The 20,489-nt window shown below is 47.2% G+C and carries 11 protein-coding genes and 1 pseudogene; 9 read left to right on the top strand and 3 right to left on the bottom strand.

All coding sequences use genetic code 11. The features are described 5' to 3' along the window. The 8 genes and pseudogenes from HMPREF2794_RS01400 (at position 1) to HMPREF2794_RS01365 (ending at position 13,603) form a co-directional block, all read left to right on the top strand. Entirely contained in the window at positions 1-3,162 is a 3,162-nt protein-coding gene (locus HMPREF2794_RS01400; protein ID WP_070750689.1) for a SusC/RagA family TonB-linked outer membrane protein, read from the top strand. A gap of 39 nt (positions 3,163-3,201) precedes the next feature. Further along, entirely contained in the window at positions 3,202-4,920 is a 1,719-nt protein-coding gene (locus HMPREF2794_RS01395; protein WP_070750687.1) for a RagB/SusD family nutrient uptake outer membrane protein, read from the top strand. A gap of 33 nt (positions 4,921-4,953) precedes the next feature. Further along, positions 4,954-5,997 carry a DUF5017 domain-containing protein gene (locus tag HMPREF2794_RS01390; protein ID WP_010536063.1) on the top strand — a complete coding sequence of 348 codons (1,044 nt, stop codon included), beginning with the start codon at positions 4,954-4,956 and terminating at the stop codon, positions 5,995-5,997. Between the two features lie 38 nt (positions 5,998-6,035). After that, positions 6,036-7,979 carry a PL29 family lyase N-terminal domain-containing protein gene (locus HMPREF2794_RS01385; RefSeq protein WP_070750685.1) on the top strand — a complete coding sequence of 648 codons (1,944 nt, stop codon included), beginning with the start codon at positions 6,036-6,038 and terminating at the stop codon, positions 7,977-7,979. A gap of 13 nt (positions 7,980-7,992) precedes the next feature. After that, entirely contained in the window at positions 7,993-10,599 is a 2,607-nt protein-coding gene (locus HMPREF2794_RS01380) for a DUF4955 domain-containing protein (protein ID WP_070750683.1), read from the top strand. A 146-nt stretch (positions 10,600-10,745) separates the two neighbouring features. Next, entirely contained in the window at positions 10,746-11,690 is a 945-nt protein-coding gene (locus HMPREF2794_RS01375) for a tRNA-dihydrouridine synthase family protein (RefSeq protein WP_070750681.1), read from the top strand. 123 nt (positions 11,691-11,813) lie between these two features. Then, a pseudogene (locus HMPREF2794_RS01370) lies at positions 11,814-12,237 on the top strand (KilA-N domain-containing protein). Between the two features lie 103 nt (positions 12,238-12,340). Continuing rightward, a complete protein-coding gene (locus tag HMPREF2794_RS01365; RefSeq protein WP_070750679.1) occupies positions 12,341-13,603 on the top strand; it encodes a DcaP family trimeric outer membrane transporter in 1,263 nt (420 codons plus the stop codon). Positions 13,604-14,402: 799 nt separating this feature from the next. On the opposite strand, the gene HMPREF2794_RS01360 is transcribed toward HMPREF2794_RS01365, so the two are convergent. From HMPREF2794_RS01360 to HMPREF2794_RS01350, 3 genes are all read right to left on the bottom strand, one after another. Then, positions 14,403-15,119: a hypothetical protein gene (locus tag HMPREF2794_RS01360; RefSeq protein ID WP_010536058.1), complete on the bottom strand. Its 717-nt coding sequence runs from the start codon at positions 15,117-15,119 to the stop codon at positions 14,403-14,405. A 429-nt stretch (positions 15,120-15,548) separates the two neighbouring features. After that, entirely contained in the window at positions 15,549-18,626 is a 3,078-nt protein-coding gene (locus HMPREF2794_RS01355; protein WP_070750677.1) for a chondroitinase family polysaccharide lyase, read from the bottom strand. A 131-nt stretch (positions 18,627-18,757) separates the two neighbouring features. Beyond that, positions 18,758-19,315: a hypothetical protein gene (locus HMPREF2794_RS01350; RefSeq protein WP_029425185.1), complete on the bottom strand. Its 558-nt coding sequence runs from the start codon at positions 19,313-19,315 to the stop codon at positions 18,758-18,760. A 211-nt stretch (positions 19,316-19,526) separates the two neighbouring features. Between HMPREF2794_RS01350 and HMPREF2794_RS01345 the strand changes: the two genes are divergently transcribed. Further along, a complete protein-coding gene (locus HMPREF2794_RS01345) occupies positions 19,527-20,471 on the top strand; it encodes a hypothetical protein (RefSeq protein ID WP_246839576.1) in 945 nt (314 codons plus the stop codon). Positions 20,472-20,489 lie beyond the last annotated feature (18 nt).

Here is a 20,489-nt window from a genome sequence, read left to right as displayed (position 1 = left end):
ATGTTCTCTATGATAGGGATACTCCTGTTTTCTGTTCCATTTGTGCTTGCACAGGTACTTGTCAAAGGTACTGTGAAGGATAACTTAGGAGAAGGTGTTCCCGGAGCCAGTGTTCAGGTAAAAGGCACTTCGCAGGGAACGATCACCGACCTTGACGGTAAATTTTCGCTCAACATCCCCCAAAAGAATGCTACTCTGGTCATTTCCTTTATTGGCTATATGACTGTCGAAGTAAAAGCAGACTCGCAGAAGCCGATGGTAATCACCCTGAAAGAAGATACTAAAACATTGGACGAAGTCGTTGTTGTCGGTTATCAGGAAGTGCGTCGCCGCGACCTCACCGGTTCTGTAGCGAAAGCCAATATGACAGATGTGCTCACCGCTCCCGTCGCCTCATTCGATCAGGCCCTCGGAGGACGTATCGCCGGAGTAAACGTGACTTCGGGTGAAGGTATGCCGGGCGGCAACATGAGCATTGTGATTCGTGGTAACAACTCACTGACACAGGAGAACTCACCGCTGTTCGTTATCGACGGCTTCCCGATAGAAGACTCGTCGGCAGCCAGCACACTGAATCCTTCCGATATCGAATCGCTCGATTTCCTGAAAGACGCGTCGGCTACAGCGATCTACGGTGCGCGCGGTGCCAACGGTGTTGTCATCATTACCACCAAGAAAGGTAAAGTAGGACGGGCACAGCTATCTTACGACGGCAGTTTCGGTGTGCAGCATGTCACCCGCACTATTCCGATGATGGATGCTTACGAGTTTGTCAAACTGCAGAATGAAATGTATCCCACCGTAGTGGCCGGTTCGTACCTGATGAACTATGAAGGCAAGCAATGGACACTTGACGACTATCGGAACATCGAACAATATAACTGGCAGGACGAGATATTCAAAACAGCCTGGCAGCAGAATCACACAATCAGACTTGCCGGAGGTACGGAAGGGGTACGTTACAACGCCTCCCTGTCTTACTTCGATCAGGACGGTACACTGATAGAGACCGGTTACAAGCGCATGCAGGGACGTATGAACACCGTAGTCCGCCGCGGCAAACTGAACATGAGCCTGACTACCAACTACTCACGTTCTATCCAGACAGGCAGTACTCCGTCTTCTACTTCCTACAGTGGTATGAACAACCTTTTCTATAGCGTATGGGGTTACCGTCCGGTGACTTCTCCCGACACTCCGCTCAGCTTCCTGATGGACAGCGCAACGGACAACGCCGTAGATTCAAGTAATGACTACCGTTTCAACCCGATCAAATCGCAGAAGAACGAATACCGGAAAAGCTATACCAATAATCTGCAGATGAACGGATTCGCAGAGTACGAAGTACTGAAAGGTCTGAAACTGAAAGTTTCCGCCGGATATACCTACGACTCACGCAAGCAGGATCAGTTCAACAACTCGAGTACCCGCTACGGAGGACCGACTTCTACAGATAAGGTGAACGCTCAGGTGACCCGTCAGGAACGTCTGACATGGCTGAATGAAAACACGCTGACTTATCAGACCAACATCAAAAAGAAACACTTCCTCAACGTATTGGGAGGTATCACTTTCCAGAACTCGGACTACGAGATTTATTCATTCCGCACAACGCACATCCCCAACGAGTCACTCGGAATGGCGGGCATGAGCGAAGGACAGGCAGGTACTACCACTTCGGCAAAATCCTCATGGGCGATGTTGTCGTACCTCGGACGCGTGACTTACAACTATATGTCCAAGTATTACGCCACCGCTTCTTTCCGTGCCGACGGTTCTTCCAAGTTCAACAAGGCCAACCGTTACGGATACTTCCCTTCCGCATCACTGGCATGGAGCTTCACAGAAGAAGAGTTCATGAAACCGTTGAAAAGCGTACTGTCCAGCGGCAAGATTCGTCTGAGCTGGGGACTCACGGGTAACAACCGTATCGGTGAGTACGATTATTATGCACTGCTGGCCGTATTGAAATCCAGAGTCGGCTCGTATACATCGACAAACTCCCTTCCAAGCGGTGTTTATCCGTTCGACAATGATGCAACCAATGCAGGTGTCGTTCCTACTTCTTTGCCCAACAAAGACCTGAAATGGGAAACAACCGAACAATGGAATGCAGGTCTCGACCTCGGATTCTTCGACGAACGCATCGGAATAACGATGGATATCTACCGGAAGACTACCCGCGACCTGTTGCTGGATGCTTCTCTGCCCTACTCTTCAGGTTATTACAGCGCTACGAAGAACATCGGTAAAGTACGCAACGACGGTCTGGAACTCAGTCTGAACACAGTTAACTTCCAGACACGCGCCTTCAAGTGGACGACTAACTTCAACATTTCTTTCAATAAGAACGAAGTACTGGCCCTGTCGGAAAATCAGACAGCCTTGCTGACTGCCGCCCAGTTCGACCAGAACTACAACGGTCAATCCAGCTACATCGCCAAAATCGGTCTGCCGATGGGACTGATGTACGGCTACGTTTACGAAGGCACATACAAGTATGACGACTTCAACAAATCGGGTAATTCATACAGCCTGAAGCCGGGAGTAGCCCACTACTCTACTGAGACCAACACTCAGCCGGGTATGCCCAAATACGCCGACCTTAACGGCGACGGAGTAGTTGACTCCAACGACCGTACGATTATCGGACGCGGACTTCCGATACATACCGGTGGTTTCACCAACAACTTTGAATACAAAGGTATCGATCTGAGCATTTTCTTCCAGTGGTCTTACGGCAACGATATCATGAATGCCAACCGTCTGTTCTTTGAAAGTTCCAACAACAGATCACGCGAACTGAACCAGTTCGCCAGCTATGCCAACCGTTGGACAGCCGACAACCCGACCAGTGATATTCCCGCGGCTACCAACTCCTCTTCCAACCGTGTCATTTCTTCACGCATCATCGAGGACGGTTCGTACCTCCGCCTGAAGAATGTGACCATAGGCTATACCTTCCCCTCCAAGCTGGTGAAGAAATGGAAAATAGACAAAGCGCGTGTCTATGTTGCCGCACAAAACCTGTGGACATGCACCGGCTATTCCGGTTATGACCCGGAAGTATCTGTACGCAACAGCGCACTGACTCCCGGCCTGGACTACTCTTCCTATCCGAGAGCATACTCTGTCAGCTTCGGTGTAAGTCTGGGATTCTAAATGGATAAGATAGTAACAGTTAGAAAAAAGAATTCGATTATGAAAGCATTAAAAATAACAATCATAGCTCTATTGGCAGGTTTCAGCATGGCATCCTGTGACTTTCTGGACAAAGAACCTACCAAACTGACGCCGGAGAACTACTTCAACACCCCCGCTGAAGCCAACTCATTCCTGACAGGCGTCTACGCCATACTGTCGCAACCCACTTTCTACGGCGGCGACTATATGTATCTCGTAGCCGGTGACGACTTATCGCACTACGGAGGCAGCGGACGCGGTCCTGCCTCTACCGGACTGATCTGTAACAATGCCACTACCAGTGACAATGCCGTGACTGCCTTCTGGTATGCCCTCTATTCAGGTATCAACCGTGCCAACATGTTCCTCGAAAACATCGACAAAGTAACCGGTTTCGACTCAGGCGTCAAAGAGCAATACATCGCCGAAGCCCGTTTCCTGCGTGCATTCTACTATTTCAACCTGGTGGAGTGCTGGGGAGATGTTCCTTTCAAAACGGTTTCTACGCAAAGCGTTACCAACCTGAACATCCCGCGTACAGACAAACAGGAAATCTACGACTTCATCGTCTCCGAAATGGCGGATGCGGCTGAGACCGGTCTGAAGTCAGCAGCCGACCTTGCTTATAAACCGGGACGTATCTCCCAGTCTACCGCATGGGGCATACTGGCACGTGTCTATCTGTTCCGTGCAGGCGAGCACTACCGCGAAGACCGCAATGCCACACAGGCCGAGAAGAAGGACTATTTCGAAAAAGCCAGCTTCTACGCCCAGAAAGTAATGACTGCCGGACACAAACTGGCTGCCAACTACTGGGACCCTTTCATCGATATGTGTTCCGACAAGTATAATACCACTGCCAACGAAAGTATCTGGGAAGCCGAATTCGCAGGTAACAACACTTCGGATACACAGGCGGAAGGCCGTATCGGTAACATCATCGGACTTGCCGGTCCCGATATGTCTTCCAAAAGCGACGTGGTAGGATCAAAAGACCCCGGATATGCTTATGCCTTCATCTACAGCACTCCGAAACTGTACAACCTTTATGTGAATAACGGTGACACCAAGCGTTTCAACTGGAGCATCGCACCGTTTGAATACAAAGAAGCCGGAGGTAAGAATACAGGGGTAACCCATCGTGAATTTGAGCAGGGCAAACTTGCTGAAGTAATGTCTCAATACGGTCAGGAACGCGGAACTTACCAGTACGCAGGTGACACAGAAAAGACCACAGCCACCAAGAACTACAGCCGTATGTGCGGCAAGTACCGCCGTGAATACGAAGCGGACAAGAAAGACAAGAACTATACGGCTATCAACTTCCCCATCCTGCGCTATGCAGACGTACTGCTGATGATCGCAGAAGCGGAAAACGAAGCGAATGACGGTCCTACCGCACTGGCTTACCAATGTCTGAAGGAAGTAAGAGACCGCGCCGGTCTGAGCGAGCTTTCCGACATGACGCAGGCAGAATTCCGCCAGACCGTAAAAGATGAACGTGCCATGGAACTTTGTTTCGAATACACCCGCCGTTTCGACCTGATCCGCTGGGGTGAGTATGTAAAGAACATGAGAGCGCTGGTGACCGAAGCACAATCCGGCAATAACTGGACGCAGGGACCGACCAACGTATATACATACTTCAACATCTCCAGCACATACAACTACTTCCCGATTCCGGATGCGGAAATGAGTGTGAACAAAGATATCACACAGAACAATCCGGGTTGGTAATCAAAGTATTCATCCATAAAAGCATCATAGATTATGAAAACATATAAACTCATAGCCATCTGTATAGCGAGCCTCTTCTTCGGGGCTTGCAGCGACGGGCTGGACGAAGCGGTAGGCTTGCACGTAAAAGTAGCAACCAACGAAAATGTAAGTTTCGACGGACAGATCATTACTGCCAAGAAGGGCACTCCGATAGAGTTCATCCTTTCGGGCGATCCGGATTTCCTGACCTTCTTCAGTGGAGAAGCAGGCAGCAAATACGAGTATCGCGAACGCGAAACAGTTGATCCTTCACAGATCAAGTCGTCCACACTGAACTTCTCTATCTGGTTCCAGTATGGAAACCCAAGCACGACATTAGAGAAACACGTGTATATATCCGATGAATTCACCGGATTATACAAGGATAATTTCGAAGCCGACTCTTTGCTTGTAGAGCAGTTCGAGAAGGACGGTAAATGGAAAGAACTGGTTCCACAATCCTCCTTCCCCACAGCGGCGGTAGGTAATGCTGATCTTGCCACTCCATACAGTTTCGATATGAAAGAGTACATGGGCAAACGAATTGCCATCGCCATTTGCTACCGGGGTATTGACAATACCGTAGCACAGTCAAAGATGTACTTTGAGCAGATGCGCATCAACAATGTGATGACCAGCGGACAGGAAACTGAATATTCTGCCGGTTCTTTCGGTTTCACTCCGGTCAACATGAAGAACAAATGGAACTTGAAAGATCAGACTGGTATGACCAACGACCGTGAATACGGAACGGTTACAAACAACACATCCGGTATCTGGAACCTGACAGGTGTAGGCGGTGGCTCCTTCTTCATCCATAGTACCAATGCAAATGATCCGCTGAAATACAGCTGGCTGGTCTCTGACCTGATCACCGTCAACTCTTGCAGCCCCGATCAGGGAACAAAGGTGAAGGATATCACTCAGAGTCTGAGCTCCTATACATATACGTACAACGAGATTGGTATTTACAACGTAACGTTCCTCGCCAGAAATGCCAATATCGACCACTCATCTACTACTACCTACCACATGGTTGTGAACGTAGTAGAATAACAATCAACGAATAAAATAATAACTAATACATTATATCTATGAATTACTTTAAATCAATCATGTTAACCGCATTTGCGCTGTTTGCATTGGCAGCGTGCGATACAGACGACTTGAGAGACGATGTTGACAATCTGAAAGACCGTGTAGCGTCTCTGGAAGCACAAGTCAGTCTATTGAACGATAACATGACAGCTATCAAGCGATTGCTTGAAGGTGGTCAGACTATTACAGAAGTGACAAATACAGACGGTACATATAAACTGAAACTGAGCAACGGAGAAACCATCTCACTGACACAAGGCTCAAAGGGAGAAGTGGCTTATCCTGAAATTACCGTCAATGACGAAGGCCAATGGGTAGTGAACGGTGAAGTGCTGATGCAGAACGGTACACCTGTTCAGGCTGTAGGAACTCCCGGTAAAGACGGTATAGCTCCCAAGTTCCGGATTACGGACGAAGGAAGCTTCTGGCAGGTGAGCTATGATAACGGAGCGAACTGGGAAGATGTACTCGATACAGACGGACAAAAGGTATCCGCTGTCAGCGATGGTTCCGGAGGAAGCAGTGCAGACTCTTTCTTTGAGGAAGTATATGTAGACTCAACCGGAGAATTCTTCGTGATCAAACTGAAAGGACAGACGGAAGCCATCTCTATACCTATCGTGAAAGACCTGTTGTGCGAAATCACCGAACCGGAAACCGGAATGAAGAACGGATACTGGGAAATCGGCTATGGCAAGACTGCTACTACGACTGTGAAAGTGAAAGGTGAAAACGTCATCGTTACTGCTCCCGCCGGCTGGGTGGCTACCGTAAGCGAAGCGGATGAAAGCACTAATGTAGCTACATTGAGCATCACAGCTCCGGCAAGTGCCGTTGCCAATACACGTGCAACAGCGGACAATGGAGCGGACGTAACCGTGCAAGTGAATAAGGGTGCCAGCTGGGCAGTTGCCAAGATTCAGGTGAAGGCTGTAGAGGTGGTTGACAGCTACTATGCCGTATACAATGCAGGAGGAAATATTACGATCAATGGTATTGAAGTAAACCAAACTAAATTCCCGGATGCAACTTATATTGAATCCAATCAGGCAGTGACCAAAGAAGGAATTTACTTTATCAAGGAAGGAGTCACAATAAATTATACAGGTACAGGCAGTGTCCAAAACCTGATCTTCATTGGCGACAACTCACAGAAAAGCAGCACAGTCAATGTTGATGTTCAAATCAAACTGGTACAGACTTCAGGTGAAGGACATTTCTTATGCAAGAACATCGCATTAGTAGGAACCAGTACCTTGAACAATCAGATATTCACATATAATACAGATAATAATCCGTTTAAATATGTAGCTTTTGACCAATGTCAGATAACTCCTTCCGCAGGGAAACACATCCTATACTTGAGTTCCAACACCCGTAGCATAGAAAACTTCAGTATGGAAAATTCTACCTTCAAATCTGAATCAGCCAATCAGAAGTATATCATCAGCCTCGGAGCGAGCACTAGTCAGGACTACAAGAATATTGTATTCAAAAATAATGTATTCTATTGTCCTGAAGGAAAGGTCAATCAGTTTGGCCTATTTGTCGGAAGTAAAGCCGGTATGGCTAACTGTGTACTTGAAAACAACACATTTGTCAATTTGGAAACTGCAACAACGGGAATGGTATATGTAGATAAGCTGGCTGACATTTCTGTAAAGAACAATATCTTCTGGACAAATACAGCAGGAGCAAATGCCTGCATTATTTTCCGCCCTGTTACAACATCCCCTTCCGGAACGACTTGTGTAAACAACATTGTTTATAAGACAATGACATTCAACTGGCAGATGTTCTATGGAGGTAAAGCTCCATTTGAAGGCATGGAGCAACTTAATATACTAGAAGCCAATCCGTTCGACGGCGGCACCTTCGACCTCGCCAACGGTATCTTCGTTCCGAATGCAGAATATGCCGAATACGGTGCAACCAACTAATATTGACTAACGTATGAAAAAAGTAATATCAATCATATGTATCACCCTCCTCGTCGCACTTTACTCGTGCGACGAACGGGATGATCTACGCTCCGACATTGACGACCTGACAGAACGGGTGGCCAACCTGGAAGCGAGCATAGAACAGATGAACTCGGACATCAGCAACTATCAGCAGATGGTTGAAGGGAAAATTCTGGTGGTGGGGTACAGTAAAGATGAGCAGGACAACTATACCATCGAACTGAGCAACGGCGAAACCGTAACCATATACAGCGGCAAAGTAGACATGAACGACATGCCTTTGTTCAGCGTCAACGCATCAGGCCACTGGGCGTATACCATCAACGGCATGACCACCGAGCTGCTTGTAAACGACAAACCGGTAAGCGCCATCCCCGAAACAGGAACAGCAGGGGTAACTCCAAAGCTGAAAGTAGATGCAAACGGCTTCTGGCTGATTTCTGTCGATAACGGAAGCACCTGGAACAAACTGGGCAACAACCAGATCGCCGACGGAACGCAAGCCGTTGCCAACGCAAGCTCGCTGTTCAGCAATGTAACCATTGACGAAGCTACCGGACAGATCACCTTTACCATACGCGCCGACAACAGCCAGGTGAAGGTTCCTATCTACGGAAAAGACTTCTACCTGACCATCGAATACGAAGGTACAGCCACTTTCGGTCTGGGACAAAAGCAGGAATTCGTGGTAGAACAAGCCAACGTGGAAACAGCCACCATCGAAAACCAGACATGGGGCGTGAAACTGACAGAAAACAAACTGATTGTCACCGCACCTAAAACGAATGTACAAGGAAAAGTATACGAGGAACAGATTTACATCAAGATATTCTCGAAAGAAGGCTACTGCCGGGTAGTGAAGCTTCCGGTGAAACTGCTGACTACGGAGATAGATGCCAGCTCGGCTTTAGCCTGGCAACACTTCAAACAGGGAGGGAACAATGTGCTGCTCGACTATTCGTATGCCGGATATAATCATGGAGAAAGTGCGCCGCAAGGCGCATTTTCTTTAGGATACCAAGTGATCAACGTAAAGGAACGCATGACTGCCAAAAACATGACTGCCCGCGAAGCGCTGATCAACATCCTGCAGGAGAATAACATGACGAAAGTGAACGGAACCAACAAGATGAATGCCAACGCGAAGATCGTGATCTACTTCCCCGCAGGAGACTACGTTCTTCACAACGACGACGACAATACCCGCGACGAAAGCAAGCAGAAAGATGCCGTAGACTCGAAAAACAACAATGTCAGCAACGGCATTGAAATCTATGGCGGTAACTTTGTAATCAAAGGTGACGGTCCCGACAAAACACGGCTGATTATGGAGACACCTCATCTGCCGACAAGCATCAGCAACCTCAGTTCATCGCCTGTTCTTCTGGCAATCAAGCACACGAACGGTCCGAACAACGCCGGCAACTCTCCCCAACTTGCTTCCGTCACCGAGAATGCACAACGCGGAGACTTCACCGTAAAAGTCAGCGGGACCACCGGGATTTCTTCCGGCCAGTGGGTGCAGTTACGTCTGCGCAGCGGAGACAGGGAGCTGGTAAAAAAAGAGATCGGCCCGATTGCCCTCAATGAGAACTGGGCGATAGCGAAAGCCCCCATCTCCATCAACCAGAACGCTGACGACCAGTACGGAGTCAAAATCACCGAGTTCCATCAGGTGAAATCTGCCGCAAACGGCAAGATCACTTTCTACGAACCGATCATGCACGATATCGACATCAAGTATAACGATACCGAAGGATGGGAAATCCGCACATACAAGTACCTGGAAAATGTCGGTGTAGAAGACCTCAGCTTTGTAGGAAATGCATTGGACGGCTACGCCCACCACGGAGAAGGCCATGCCGAACAAGCTAAGGTAGGCTGGCAATACGACGGAGCCTACAAACCGTTGCTCTTACAACGTGTAGTCAATTCATGGGTACGCAACGTCCACTTTGAGAGTGTCAGCGAAGCGCTTACGTTTGCCGAATCTGCCAACAGCTCGGCTTACAACATCCGCATCAGTGGAAAACGCGGACATTCAGCCGTACGCTCGCAAGGTTCCTCACGTGTCTTTATCGGTAAAGTCCGCGATGAAAGCGCAGGAAATGACGTATACGGCAAGAGTTGTCAAGGACAGTTCCACGGCTGCGGTGTATCGAAGCCAAGTGTAGGAACCGTATTATGGAACGTAACCTGGGGCAATGACGCCTGCTTCGAATCCCATGCCACACAGCCTCGTGCTACGCTGATAGACAACTGTCGGGGAGGCCTTGTGTACTACCGTGCGGGAGGTGATGAAAACGAAGTCCCCAATCATCTGAGCGACCTCACCCTGTGGAACCTGAACGTGACCGGAACGGACTCTCATGCCTCCAACTTCGAATGGTGGAGCGACAGCGACAAATGGTGGAAGATTTTCCCGCCTATCGTAGTCGGTGTACACGGTACGAAGGTACAATTCGCAGGTACGGACCGGCAACAGGTCACCTATGAAGAGAGTACCGGTGCAAAGGTATCCCCCGAATCTTTGTACGAGGCACAATTGCGTGAACGTTTGGGCTACGTGCCCGGATGGCTGAATGCACTTAAATAAAAAACATCCCCACACACACGATTTTTCTAACCTTTCGTTAAAAACGTATATGAAAATCAGACTTTAATCAATTTAACACCCAAAAGAGAGGGGCCGTGAGGTTCCTCTCTTTTACTTTTCTGTATCTTTGCAGCAAAATAAAAGATATGCAAGATACATTACCTATTCATTTTGCTCCGCTGCAAGGTTACACCGAAGCATTTTACCGCAACGCACACGCTAAGTATTTCGGCGGCGTAGACACTTATTATACTCCGTTCGTACGACTGGAAAGAGGAGATCCCCGTCGCAGAGATGTCCGGGGAATCGAACCTGAGGAGAATAAGGTCCCCCACCTGATACCTCAGCTGATAGCCTCATCGGCAGAGAAAGCAGAAGTGATTTTATCCCTTTTCATCGAGAAAGGATACCGGGAAGCAGACATAAACTTAGGCTGTCCGTTCCCTCTTCTGGCGAGACGCCACAATGGCTCCGGCATCCTTCCTTATCCCGAAGAGGTGAAAGCATTGCTCAGCATTGTCACCCGATATCCGCAAATCAGTTTCTCCGTCAAAATGAGACTGGGATGGGAACAGCCGGACGAATGCCTGGCTCTGGCTCCTATATTGAACGACCTGCCTTTGCGCCAAATCACCATGCATCCCCGTCTGGGCAAACAAGGATACAAAGGAGAAGTAGACTTGGAAGGATTCTCAGCTTTCCGGGAGGTCTGCCGGCTTCCGCTTGTCTACAATGGTGATATTCATCTTGTGGAAGACATCCAACGCATCAGCAAGCAATTCCCTTCACTGGCGGGAATCATGATAGGACGGGGACTGCTGGCAAATCCGGCCTTAGCTTTGGAATACAAAGAAAACCGTACGCTCGCGCCCGATGAAATAAGGAAAAGACTGAAATCCATGCACAGAGACGTGTTCGACGATTACGACATACTATTGACAGGAGGAAACGGACAGTTGCTGAACAAAATGAAAGCCTTTTGGGAATATATGGAACCCCTAGTCGACAGGAAGATATTAAAAGCAATCCACAAAAGCACAGGCATCAGCAAATATTATCAGGCTATCGAAGCCTTTTTTAATCAACGATAGGCTGACCGATTTTGAGGTAATGATTTGCTAACCGTTCTCATTAATGGAAAGTATTCTGAATAAAGCATCTATTCTTCAATATTTCACTGTACCTTTGAAAACTTGAAACCAAATGATACAAATATGGCGAAGATTAAAGTGCAGAATACGGAGATTACGGTCGTTGCATATAACGACAACGATTATATTTCACTAACTGATATGGCTCGCAGTCAGATGCAAGAGCATATCATTTTTCGATGGCTTAGTTTGAAAAGTACCCTTGAGTATATCGGGGAATGGGAAATGTTGTACAATCCAAGTTTTAATTGTACCGAATTCGGTACAATTAAAAATATGGCATGAACAGAACCCCGAACTGAAAGGCAACATTCGTGACTATGCCTCTATCAATGAACTGATTTGTCTTTCTAACATGGAGAACTTAAATGCCGTGTTTATTGACCAAGGTATTCCACAAGGTGAGCGACTCATAAAGTTAAACCAAATAGCTATTCAGCAAATGCGTATATTGGAGGATGATGGGAAGAGAAAATTGTTAAAGTAGAATTGACTTTCAGTCCAAATCATTTAGTGCCATTCCTCTCTTTTTTATTCGTTTATTCCATCGTTTTTATGTAATTTTGCGCCCGTTTATTAACAAGCACATTATGAAAAAATACATTCTATTATCTCTCAGCTTGATTACACTATCAAGCAGTTTCGCACAATTGAAGGATTTTAAATTCAAATTCTACGGACAGATTCGTACGGACTTCTACTATAACAGCCGTGCCAACGAGGAAACGGTAGACGGGTTGTTCTACATGTACCCCAAAGATGAAGTGCTCGACGGCAATGGCGAAGACCTGAACGCTACATCGAACAGCAACTTCTATACATTATACTCCCGTCTGGGGCTGGACGTGGCAGGACCGAAACTGGGAACAGCCAAGACTTCCGCCAAAGTGGAAGTGGATTTCCGTGGTTCGGGAACCTCCTATTCTACCATACGCCTCCGTCATGCTTACTTTAATCTGGACTGGGGAAAGTCGGCTGTACTGGTAGGTCAGACGTGGCATCCGTTGTTCGGCGATGTTTCTCCTCAGATACTTAATCTTTCCGTAGGAGCACCGTTCCAGCCATTCAGCCGTGCACCGCAGATTCGTTATCGCTTCACAGATAAGAAGTTCCAGTTAACCGGAGCATTGGTATGGCAGTCTCAATATCTGTCGCAGGGACCTGCCGGAAAAAGTCAGGAATATATAAAGAAGAGCAATATTCCAGAGATTTATGTCGGAGCTGATTATAAAAATGGAGGCTTACTGGCTGGTGTCGGCATTGAAATGATTTCATTGAGGCCACGTACACAATCCTCGTGGGAAGATCCTACGTATGATCCGGGCACCAATAGTACCATACTTACCACACGTATCTGCAAAGTAGACGAACGTATCACCACCTTGTCTTATGAGGCTCATGTAAAATACACGAATAAGAATTGGTTTATCGGAGCCAAAAGCGTACTAGGTTCCAACCTGACGCAAGCATCCGGCTTGGGAGGATTCGGAATCAAGCACATAGACAACAAGACAAAAGAGCAGGAATACACTCCGATACGCTTCTCCAGCTCCTGGCTGAATGTAGTTTACGGACAGAAATGGAAACCGGGAATCTTTGTAGGATACGCCAAAAACTTAGGTACAAGCGACGAATTAGTCTCCGACCAACTCTATGGAACAGGAACCAACCTTGACAAACTGATCACTGCCGGAGCAGAACTGACCTACAATGTTCCTCACTGGAAGTTCGGAGTTGAATATACATTAAGTTCGGCATGGTACGGAAAGCTGGACAAATCGGAGGGCAAGATCATAGATACTCATTCTGTTAGCAATAACCGTATCGTAGCAGTCGCTATGTTCATGTTCTAAGTTACAGTAAATCATTAACTGAAACTATATATTCAATTCCCCATATTGCCTAGGGTGTGTCAGAGTCCAGTTACTATTGACACACCTTCTTTATAATTGTAATATACCCTTTCTTTGGATCAGTCCGAAAACCCGGTTATCAGTTTGTTTCTTTCTGTACGGGTTTTGAATGAAGAATGATGAATGAAGAATGAAGAATTGGCTGCGCTATCACGCTGCAAAGTAATTCTTCATTCTTCATTCATCATTCTTCATTTCTGTACGGTATGGGGTTCAAACCAGGTTTTCGGACTACCCTCAGACGTTTAAAACTTTTAGTTTCATTGCTTGAAACACTTTGTTTCACGGCTTGAAACTATTGGTTTCATTACTTGAAACTAAAGGTTTCAAGGCATGAAACTAAAAGTTTCGTCCCATGAAACCAATCGGAGAAGTACTCGATTAGGCTGACTTGACCGCCCGATTGGATTGACTTGACCACATCAATTGTTGCAATTGACCTGTTCGTTCGGAAAGCATTACCTCATTTATCAGTCAATAATGGATGACCTCTCAGCTATTAATACCTGATTTCTCAATTATTAATGTCTGACGTGTCAACTGTTAACAGCTGACACATCAGACATTAACATCCTATAAATCAATTAATAACATTAGAAAAACAATATACAATACGATATAGCGGAGTGAGAGCAACCACTTGCCCTCATACTTGCCACCACACTTGCTACCATATCTGTAACCACGATGGACAAGGCGATACAGGGAGAAAATGAGAGCATGGGAGCAAAACTCATGTTTAATTCACAGGAGGCTGAGTCCTAGCTAAGCCTAACCTGAGTTTCCTTTTCAACCACCGGAGAGATCTTACAAAGAAAGATACCCGATCTGTAGACTTCATTGTTGTTATTGCCTTGGATTCCTCCATCAGTCTTTTCAGCTCCATCCACATTTTCTCCTGTAGTTCTTTCTTTATTTCCTCTCTTATAGCCCATTCCTTCTCGAGCGTCATTACCGCCTCGCTTTCTGCTCTCACTTCATTTTGAAGCGTATCGAGCTGCTCACGCAATTCCTTGTTTTCCTGCTGCAACTGTTGCAACAATAGGTCATAGCTTCGCAACCTCTCTTTTAGCGAATTACGTTCCAGCATCAACTGAAGATTGACAGATTCTTTGGCAGTGAATGCCCCGTGTTTTATCCGACTATTCAGATCACATACCACAGAACGGAACTCACGCACAGCTTCTTCCGGTGTCATATTATGGGCGGCAGCCAGTTTTTCCAGCCGGTGCCCTTTTACGATGGAGCAGAAGATGGCACGCCTTCTATCATCAGCAATCAACAATGCCATCGCCTTTATCACTACCGGATACAGGTTGAAACATTCGCTCTGCAAACGAATGTAAAGTTCCGCTTCCTCGTATTGGAGCATCTCTTTCCGGATAGCTTCATCCTTGTTTCGGATAAGCATTTCAAGATTCTTTTTCTTTTGTGCCATCACCTCTTCTAAGTCCATATCGCTTTCGTTGTTTTGGTTGTCTTTCAGAAAAACAACTAGGCGTCCATGCACTCTCCCTAAAAAAAGATGTGGGGTTTGGGGTAAAAAAGAGAAAGGCATGGACGCTGTTGTCATCTCACTATCTGAGTAGAGGTGTTGGCTAACCCTTCAGTGGTAGTGATAAACAACAGACATCCATGCCAATCTCATATACAGGAATGCTATATAACAATCGGCATGGAATATCTGTTGCATCACTTCCCACTGAATTTAAGCTGCCAACTTTTCTACTCAGGGAAGTAATACGTATATTCCTATTAAATATAAGAAACACCTTTCTCCTACATTCACGTCACGCTGACGGAGGAGAAAGGTGTATGCAAAGATATGTATTAATTCCGAAATCTCAACGAGAAGGCAGAAGTTCTTTTACTGGAAAGGAAGAAATTATTTCTCCAGTTCTACCTCATAGCTGGCTCCATCCTTACAGAGAAAGCGGAGCACCGTTTGTTTCTTATCCTTTGACAGCACTTTACAGAAAGGAGTTTCCACTACATTCCACTTGCCTTTCAAAGTTACCGTCACAGGAATTTCACCGCTTTCATTACCAATCCACGGACGGGAATAGATACTGCGTTCGATACGTTTTCCGTCTTTATCGAAAGCCTCATCACTCGGCCCCCGATACAATGCCAAATCCGGTTGAGCTATAGTCAATAAAACTTTATCAGCAGATTCCTTGCGAACCATTGCCAGACAGGAAGTATCCGTACGCTGCAACAATCCACCGGGAAGCACTGACCGGGGAGTTTCGAAAAGCACATAGGAAGTTATTCCGTCAGAGGGCGATTCTATGATATGCGCATTACGGTCTCGCTGCAATACACTGTAAGCGGGTTTCTTTGCAAAGGCAGTCATCGTCTTCCGGTCGGTTCCCGGCAGAATCGCATATTCGTAACTTCCCGCTTTCGGGGCTTTCCCATGATCGATAATCAATGATACCCAGTCTCCTTTCGTTTCTTTGCCCGTATCCTGCATCCGGGAATATTGAGGAAAGTTCTTCTCGAATCTTGCAGCAACCGGCACATAATACCCGGTACCCAGATGATCCATCCAGACTTTTCCCCCACCCGCTTCCTTCTTCCAATAGTCATGCGCCGCTTGATCTGTCACCGCCAGTTGGAAAATGGTGGTTTCCGTAGGATACTCCGTATGGGAGTTCTCGATATCCGATCCCAGACAAACGATCATTCCACCGATGAAATGGAAGGATTTTCGCGCACGATGCGTTCCGTTATACTTATCATGCTCGTGCAGTTTCATTCCGAAGTTGCCGTTCATCTTCTGTTGTGACAAACCGCCGGCAAATGCTTCATCCGAATAAAGCATCTCTTCCATTCCGGAGAAAGTGTCTACATTCAGAACGTTGGCCTTGAGCAGATCCAGCGGCAGATGGATGGAAGTCACTCCCGGAATACGGTTCCAGTCGAAACCTTCCTGCTGCCATCCGCTGGTGGCGGGAGTCACTGTTTGTCCCGGAAGAGCTGTCAGAATCTGGAGGCTTCCGTGTGCCAGATAGCGTCCATAGAGATTATGTCCCAGATAATGTTCGGCTGCCCAAAGATACCGCGAATGTCCGCGTGCCACAGCCGACCAGTTTCCGCGCCGTTGTACGGACACACAGCCATAGCCCAGCGACAGGTTCCCTTGCGGGTCGGGTTCTGCACGAAAGCCATTTCTGACCAATCGTTCGGCAATCCTGCGTTCCTGTGCGTTCGATACTTTCGGCATATACTCCGGTTCCTGCTCCGCAACCGAAGAATCGGAAGACACGAGTCGCAGGTAGGCAGATGCCATCTCTTTATCAAAATCGTCCTTTCCATCGGGAGTTCCGGCTACTGCCATCAAGGCATAGTGCATAGGAACCAGCTTTCCCTTCCCGTCGGGATGACGGCCTGACATGGATAAGGGGAAATTCAGTTTATTACAATAGAAACGCATGGCAAGCAGGACGTTCTTTACCGTCCGATGTGCCAATTCGGAGACAGCAAGGCTTGTCCGGCTGAAAAGATAAATCATATTGGTCGCCCCGTCCAGTCCGCCAACAGCATAAGCAGGATAGTTATTGCGGTGATGAAAAGCTCCTCCGTCTGCTTTGAAGGAACCGGAAAGCCCCGGTGCGGGACGACAGCCGTAGTCAATCCATCGGGAGAAAGATTTCAGATATTGCAGTTTCTCGGGGGTGTCTTCCATCATCAGAATGCTCGCAATGCGACCGGTCGTTTGTGTATTGAAGGAGTCCATGTCGATGCCGTTACCTTCCGGCTTGGGATATACCTCATTGGTGATAGCATACCAGCGCAACGTCCGTTCCGCTTCAAGCAGCTTTCCTTCGTCACGCAGTACATCTTTCATCAGGAAGTAAGCCGGATAAAGTCCGCGCACGCTATATCCGTAATGGTGGATATTGCCCCAGCAACTGCCGTAAGCCACTCCCTGATCGGTGATATGGTCATACATCGCCATAAATTTCCGCTTCATTTCCTCACGGGTCGGAGAATCCGCCTCACTGTTATGGTAAGCTACCGCAATCCGTTTCATCAAATCAAAATAAGCACGCATCTCGATTCCCATCTTGGTCAGCATATCTTTGTCCCAGTCCGGAATCATCCGCTCGTAGGCTTCGGACGCACGCACCATGAAAACGGGCACTCCGGTAACTTGCCCGTCCTTATAGGTAATCCGGTAGAGATCATATTTCTTACGGATGGCTTCCACTTCCTTCTCCGTAATCTTCCCTTTGGTATAGATCATATCACGGAAACGCCGTTCCAGCAGACGCATTTCCTGCCGTTGGCTGTCGCTTACGGGCGTCAGTTCGATGTCCGGTTTCAGCAGGGAGTGTTTGTAAAGCACCAGCCAGTGATTGGTGGTGCCGGCATTGACAAACGGCACTTGCAGGTCCGCCGTCTGCTGGCGGGCATCTACCTTTGTCGCAGTGATCAGATGATCGATGAAAAGGCGCCCTTTTGCATTGGGAGCCACGATACGGAGCCCGTTCATTCCCTCTTCCGGCGTCCCTTGCATATCGCGTTCATAGCAGACCCATGCCGCACGCCATCCTTTGAAATTGATGCCGAAAGGAAAAGAGGTACACTTTCTGCCGTCTTTCAGAAACTCAAACTCGATAGCAGCATCCTGAGGCTGTTCATTGTATATCCATACGATGAAAGCGGAAAGATACAGGTCCTTCCCTGTCGGGTCTTTCTTTTCGAACTTCAGGTCTTTCCTGAGTTCCAATACGCCGTTCGGTTCAAAGGTCCATTCCAGCGAATATTTTCCGTCTTTATAATGTGCACCGGATCTGTTCAACTGCGACCGCACACCTGTCACACAGGCAGGCAGCTGCGGCTCTTCAAAAGAGAACATCCGCTCGTCCGTAACTATCTGCGCATGGAGGAATGCCGGACTGAGAAAAGACAATATCAACAAAGTCACTGACTGGGTAAGGAATTGCTTCATCATTCAGGGTATTAGTTTAAAGATCGTTTATTTCCGGGTACAAAGAAACCCCTCTTTCCGGAAAAAGAGGGGTTCAAATCGTACAAAATACCTCAAATTATGTATTCAGGAAAAAAAAGATACCCTGTCTTCTCCTAAGGATGCAATTCTTTAAAGGCAGCATTTTCTTCCTGCACATGCTGAATCGTTTGTTTCAGTTCTGCAATCGGCAGGTCGTATCCGTACCAGCCCGTATAGCAGTCCACCACATACCACTTTCCATCCGGCAGCAACTCGAACTCAACACGCAAATCAACCTCCGATTCCTCGTATCCTGCCTCAAACACTTTATGTGCCGGCTCGTTCAATGTAAACTTGGATACATAAACACCGCCCTCTTCTTGTGTGATACGTTCTTCCCTCAAGGTCTCACTATCCAGCAGCGGCCACTTCTCCTTAGTAAAAGGGAATGTCTTCTCCGTCTCCCCGTCATCCGCCAGCAAAGTGACCGGAGTCTTCAACGGAAACTTGACACGAGTGTACTGGAACGCTGCACTGGAAGTAAACTTTTCCAGAAACGACTTGAAATCCTCTCCTGCCTGTGCCGCTTCTCTTTCCGCTTTCGCCCTGGAGCTATTGCCACAGGAAATAAATGAAATACCTGCCAGCAACGACATGACCAACAAACAGCATGCAAACTTTTTAGCTCTCATAACACGATATAAATTAAGAGTTTAAAATGACGCTGCAAAGATAATGACAAGTTCAATATCTTGATGCGAAACAGAAAGAAAAAAGCGGCTGATGAAACCGACGGTGGTTTCTTCACAGTTAAACATCTATAAATAATAGATGTACCACATATAACGGCCTCAATATTACGATACCTTTACAACCATATTAACTTTAAATAAAAACACACCTATGAAACACCCCCACAGCTTTCTTATGGTAAGCTTATTGCTGTTGTGCTGCACACAGACAATCACCTTCGCCCAATCCACCGCGTCACTAACAATCCCCGAATCACTGAGAGGTTACTGGCAATTTAAAACAGACAATGTATCCGACTGGAATGGTCCGCTTATCGGAGAGAACTTCGTAGAAAATTTCTACACCGTTTTTTATGTCGAACAAATGGAGCAGGAAGCCGACGGAAGTTACTTCTTCCATTTACGCAATCAAAAGGGAGACACGACGGAGTTCCGGATCACTCCCGTATTCAATGACACCGCCATCCTCTGGTACAAAGGCTGGAAAGAACCGAGGAACTGCATCCGCAAGCAAGTCCCCGACCATACGGAACTGCTTACTCCGACCACATTGCCCGACATCCTTTATCGGAAATGGGTGAAAGGACTCACCGGAAAAGTAATCTACGAATTCACCCGGGACGGCAAAATGCTCTATGACGGGAAAACATGGGATATCCTATCCGCCGGATATTTCCTCAATAAAGAATATCGCCTGCTCGCCAAAAGCGGAGAACTCTACAAGCTGGTTTATCTCAGTTTCCCCCTTACAGGTACACTGAAAGTAGCATCCGAGCTACAAAACGAAACAGTAACCCCTATGGCTTCCCACCCCGAAGTATACCCCATCACGGGATGTTGGATCAATAAAGCGACCGGCGACTGGACCATTGGCTTCTTCGAACACTTCGCTGTCTACCAATGTCAATTCTGGGATTACGAGTCGATACGTACTCAAAAAAACAAGACTACCGTCTCCCTGAAAAACGGTACAGAACGATTGACTGTAAAACTGGAACGGGAAGAAGGCAAAGATTCCTGCTCTCTGGCTATCGGAAAAGGAAAATCACAACCTTATTTTCTCTGCAACCATTATTGCATAGTAAGCATTCGATAAACTCCCCCTTTCATTCTA

This window comes from Bacteroides sp. HMSC067B03, assembly GCF_001811315.1.
GTDB classification, from domain to species: Bacteria; Bacteroidota; Bacteroidia; order Bacteroidales; family Bacteroidaceae; genus Bacteroides; species Bacteroides faecis.
The sequence above is the reverse complement of the archived record's forward strand: the minus strand, read 5'-3'. Positions and strand labels throughout refer to the sequence as shown.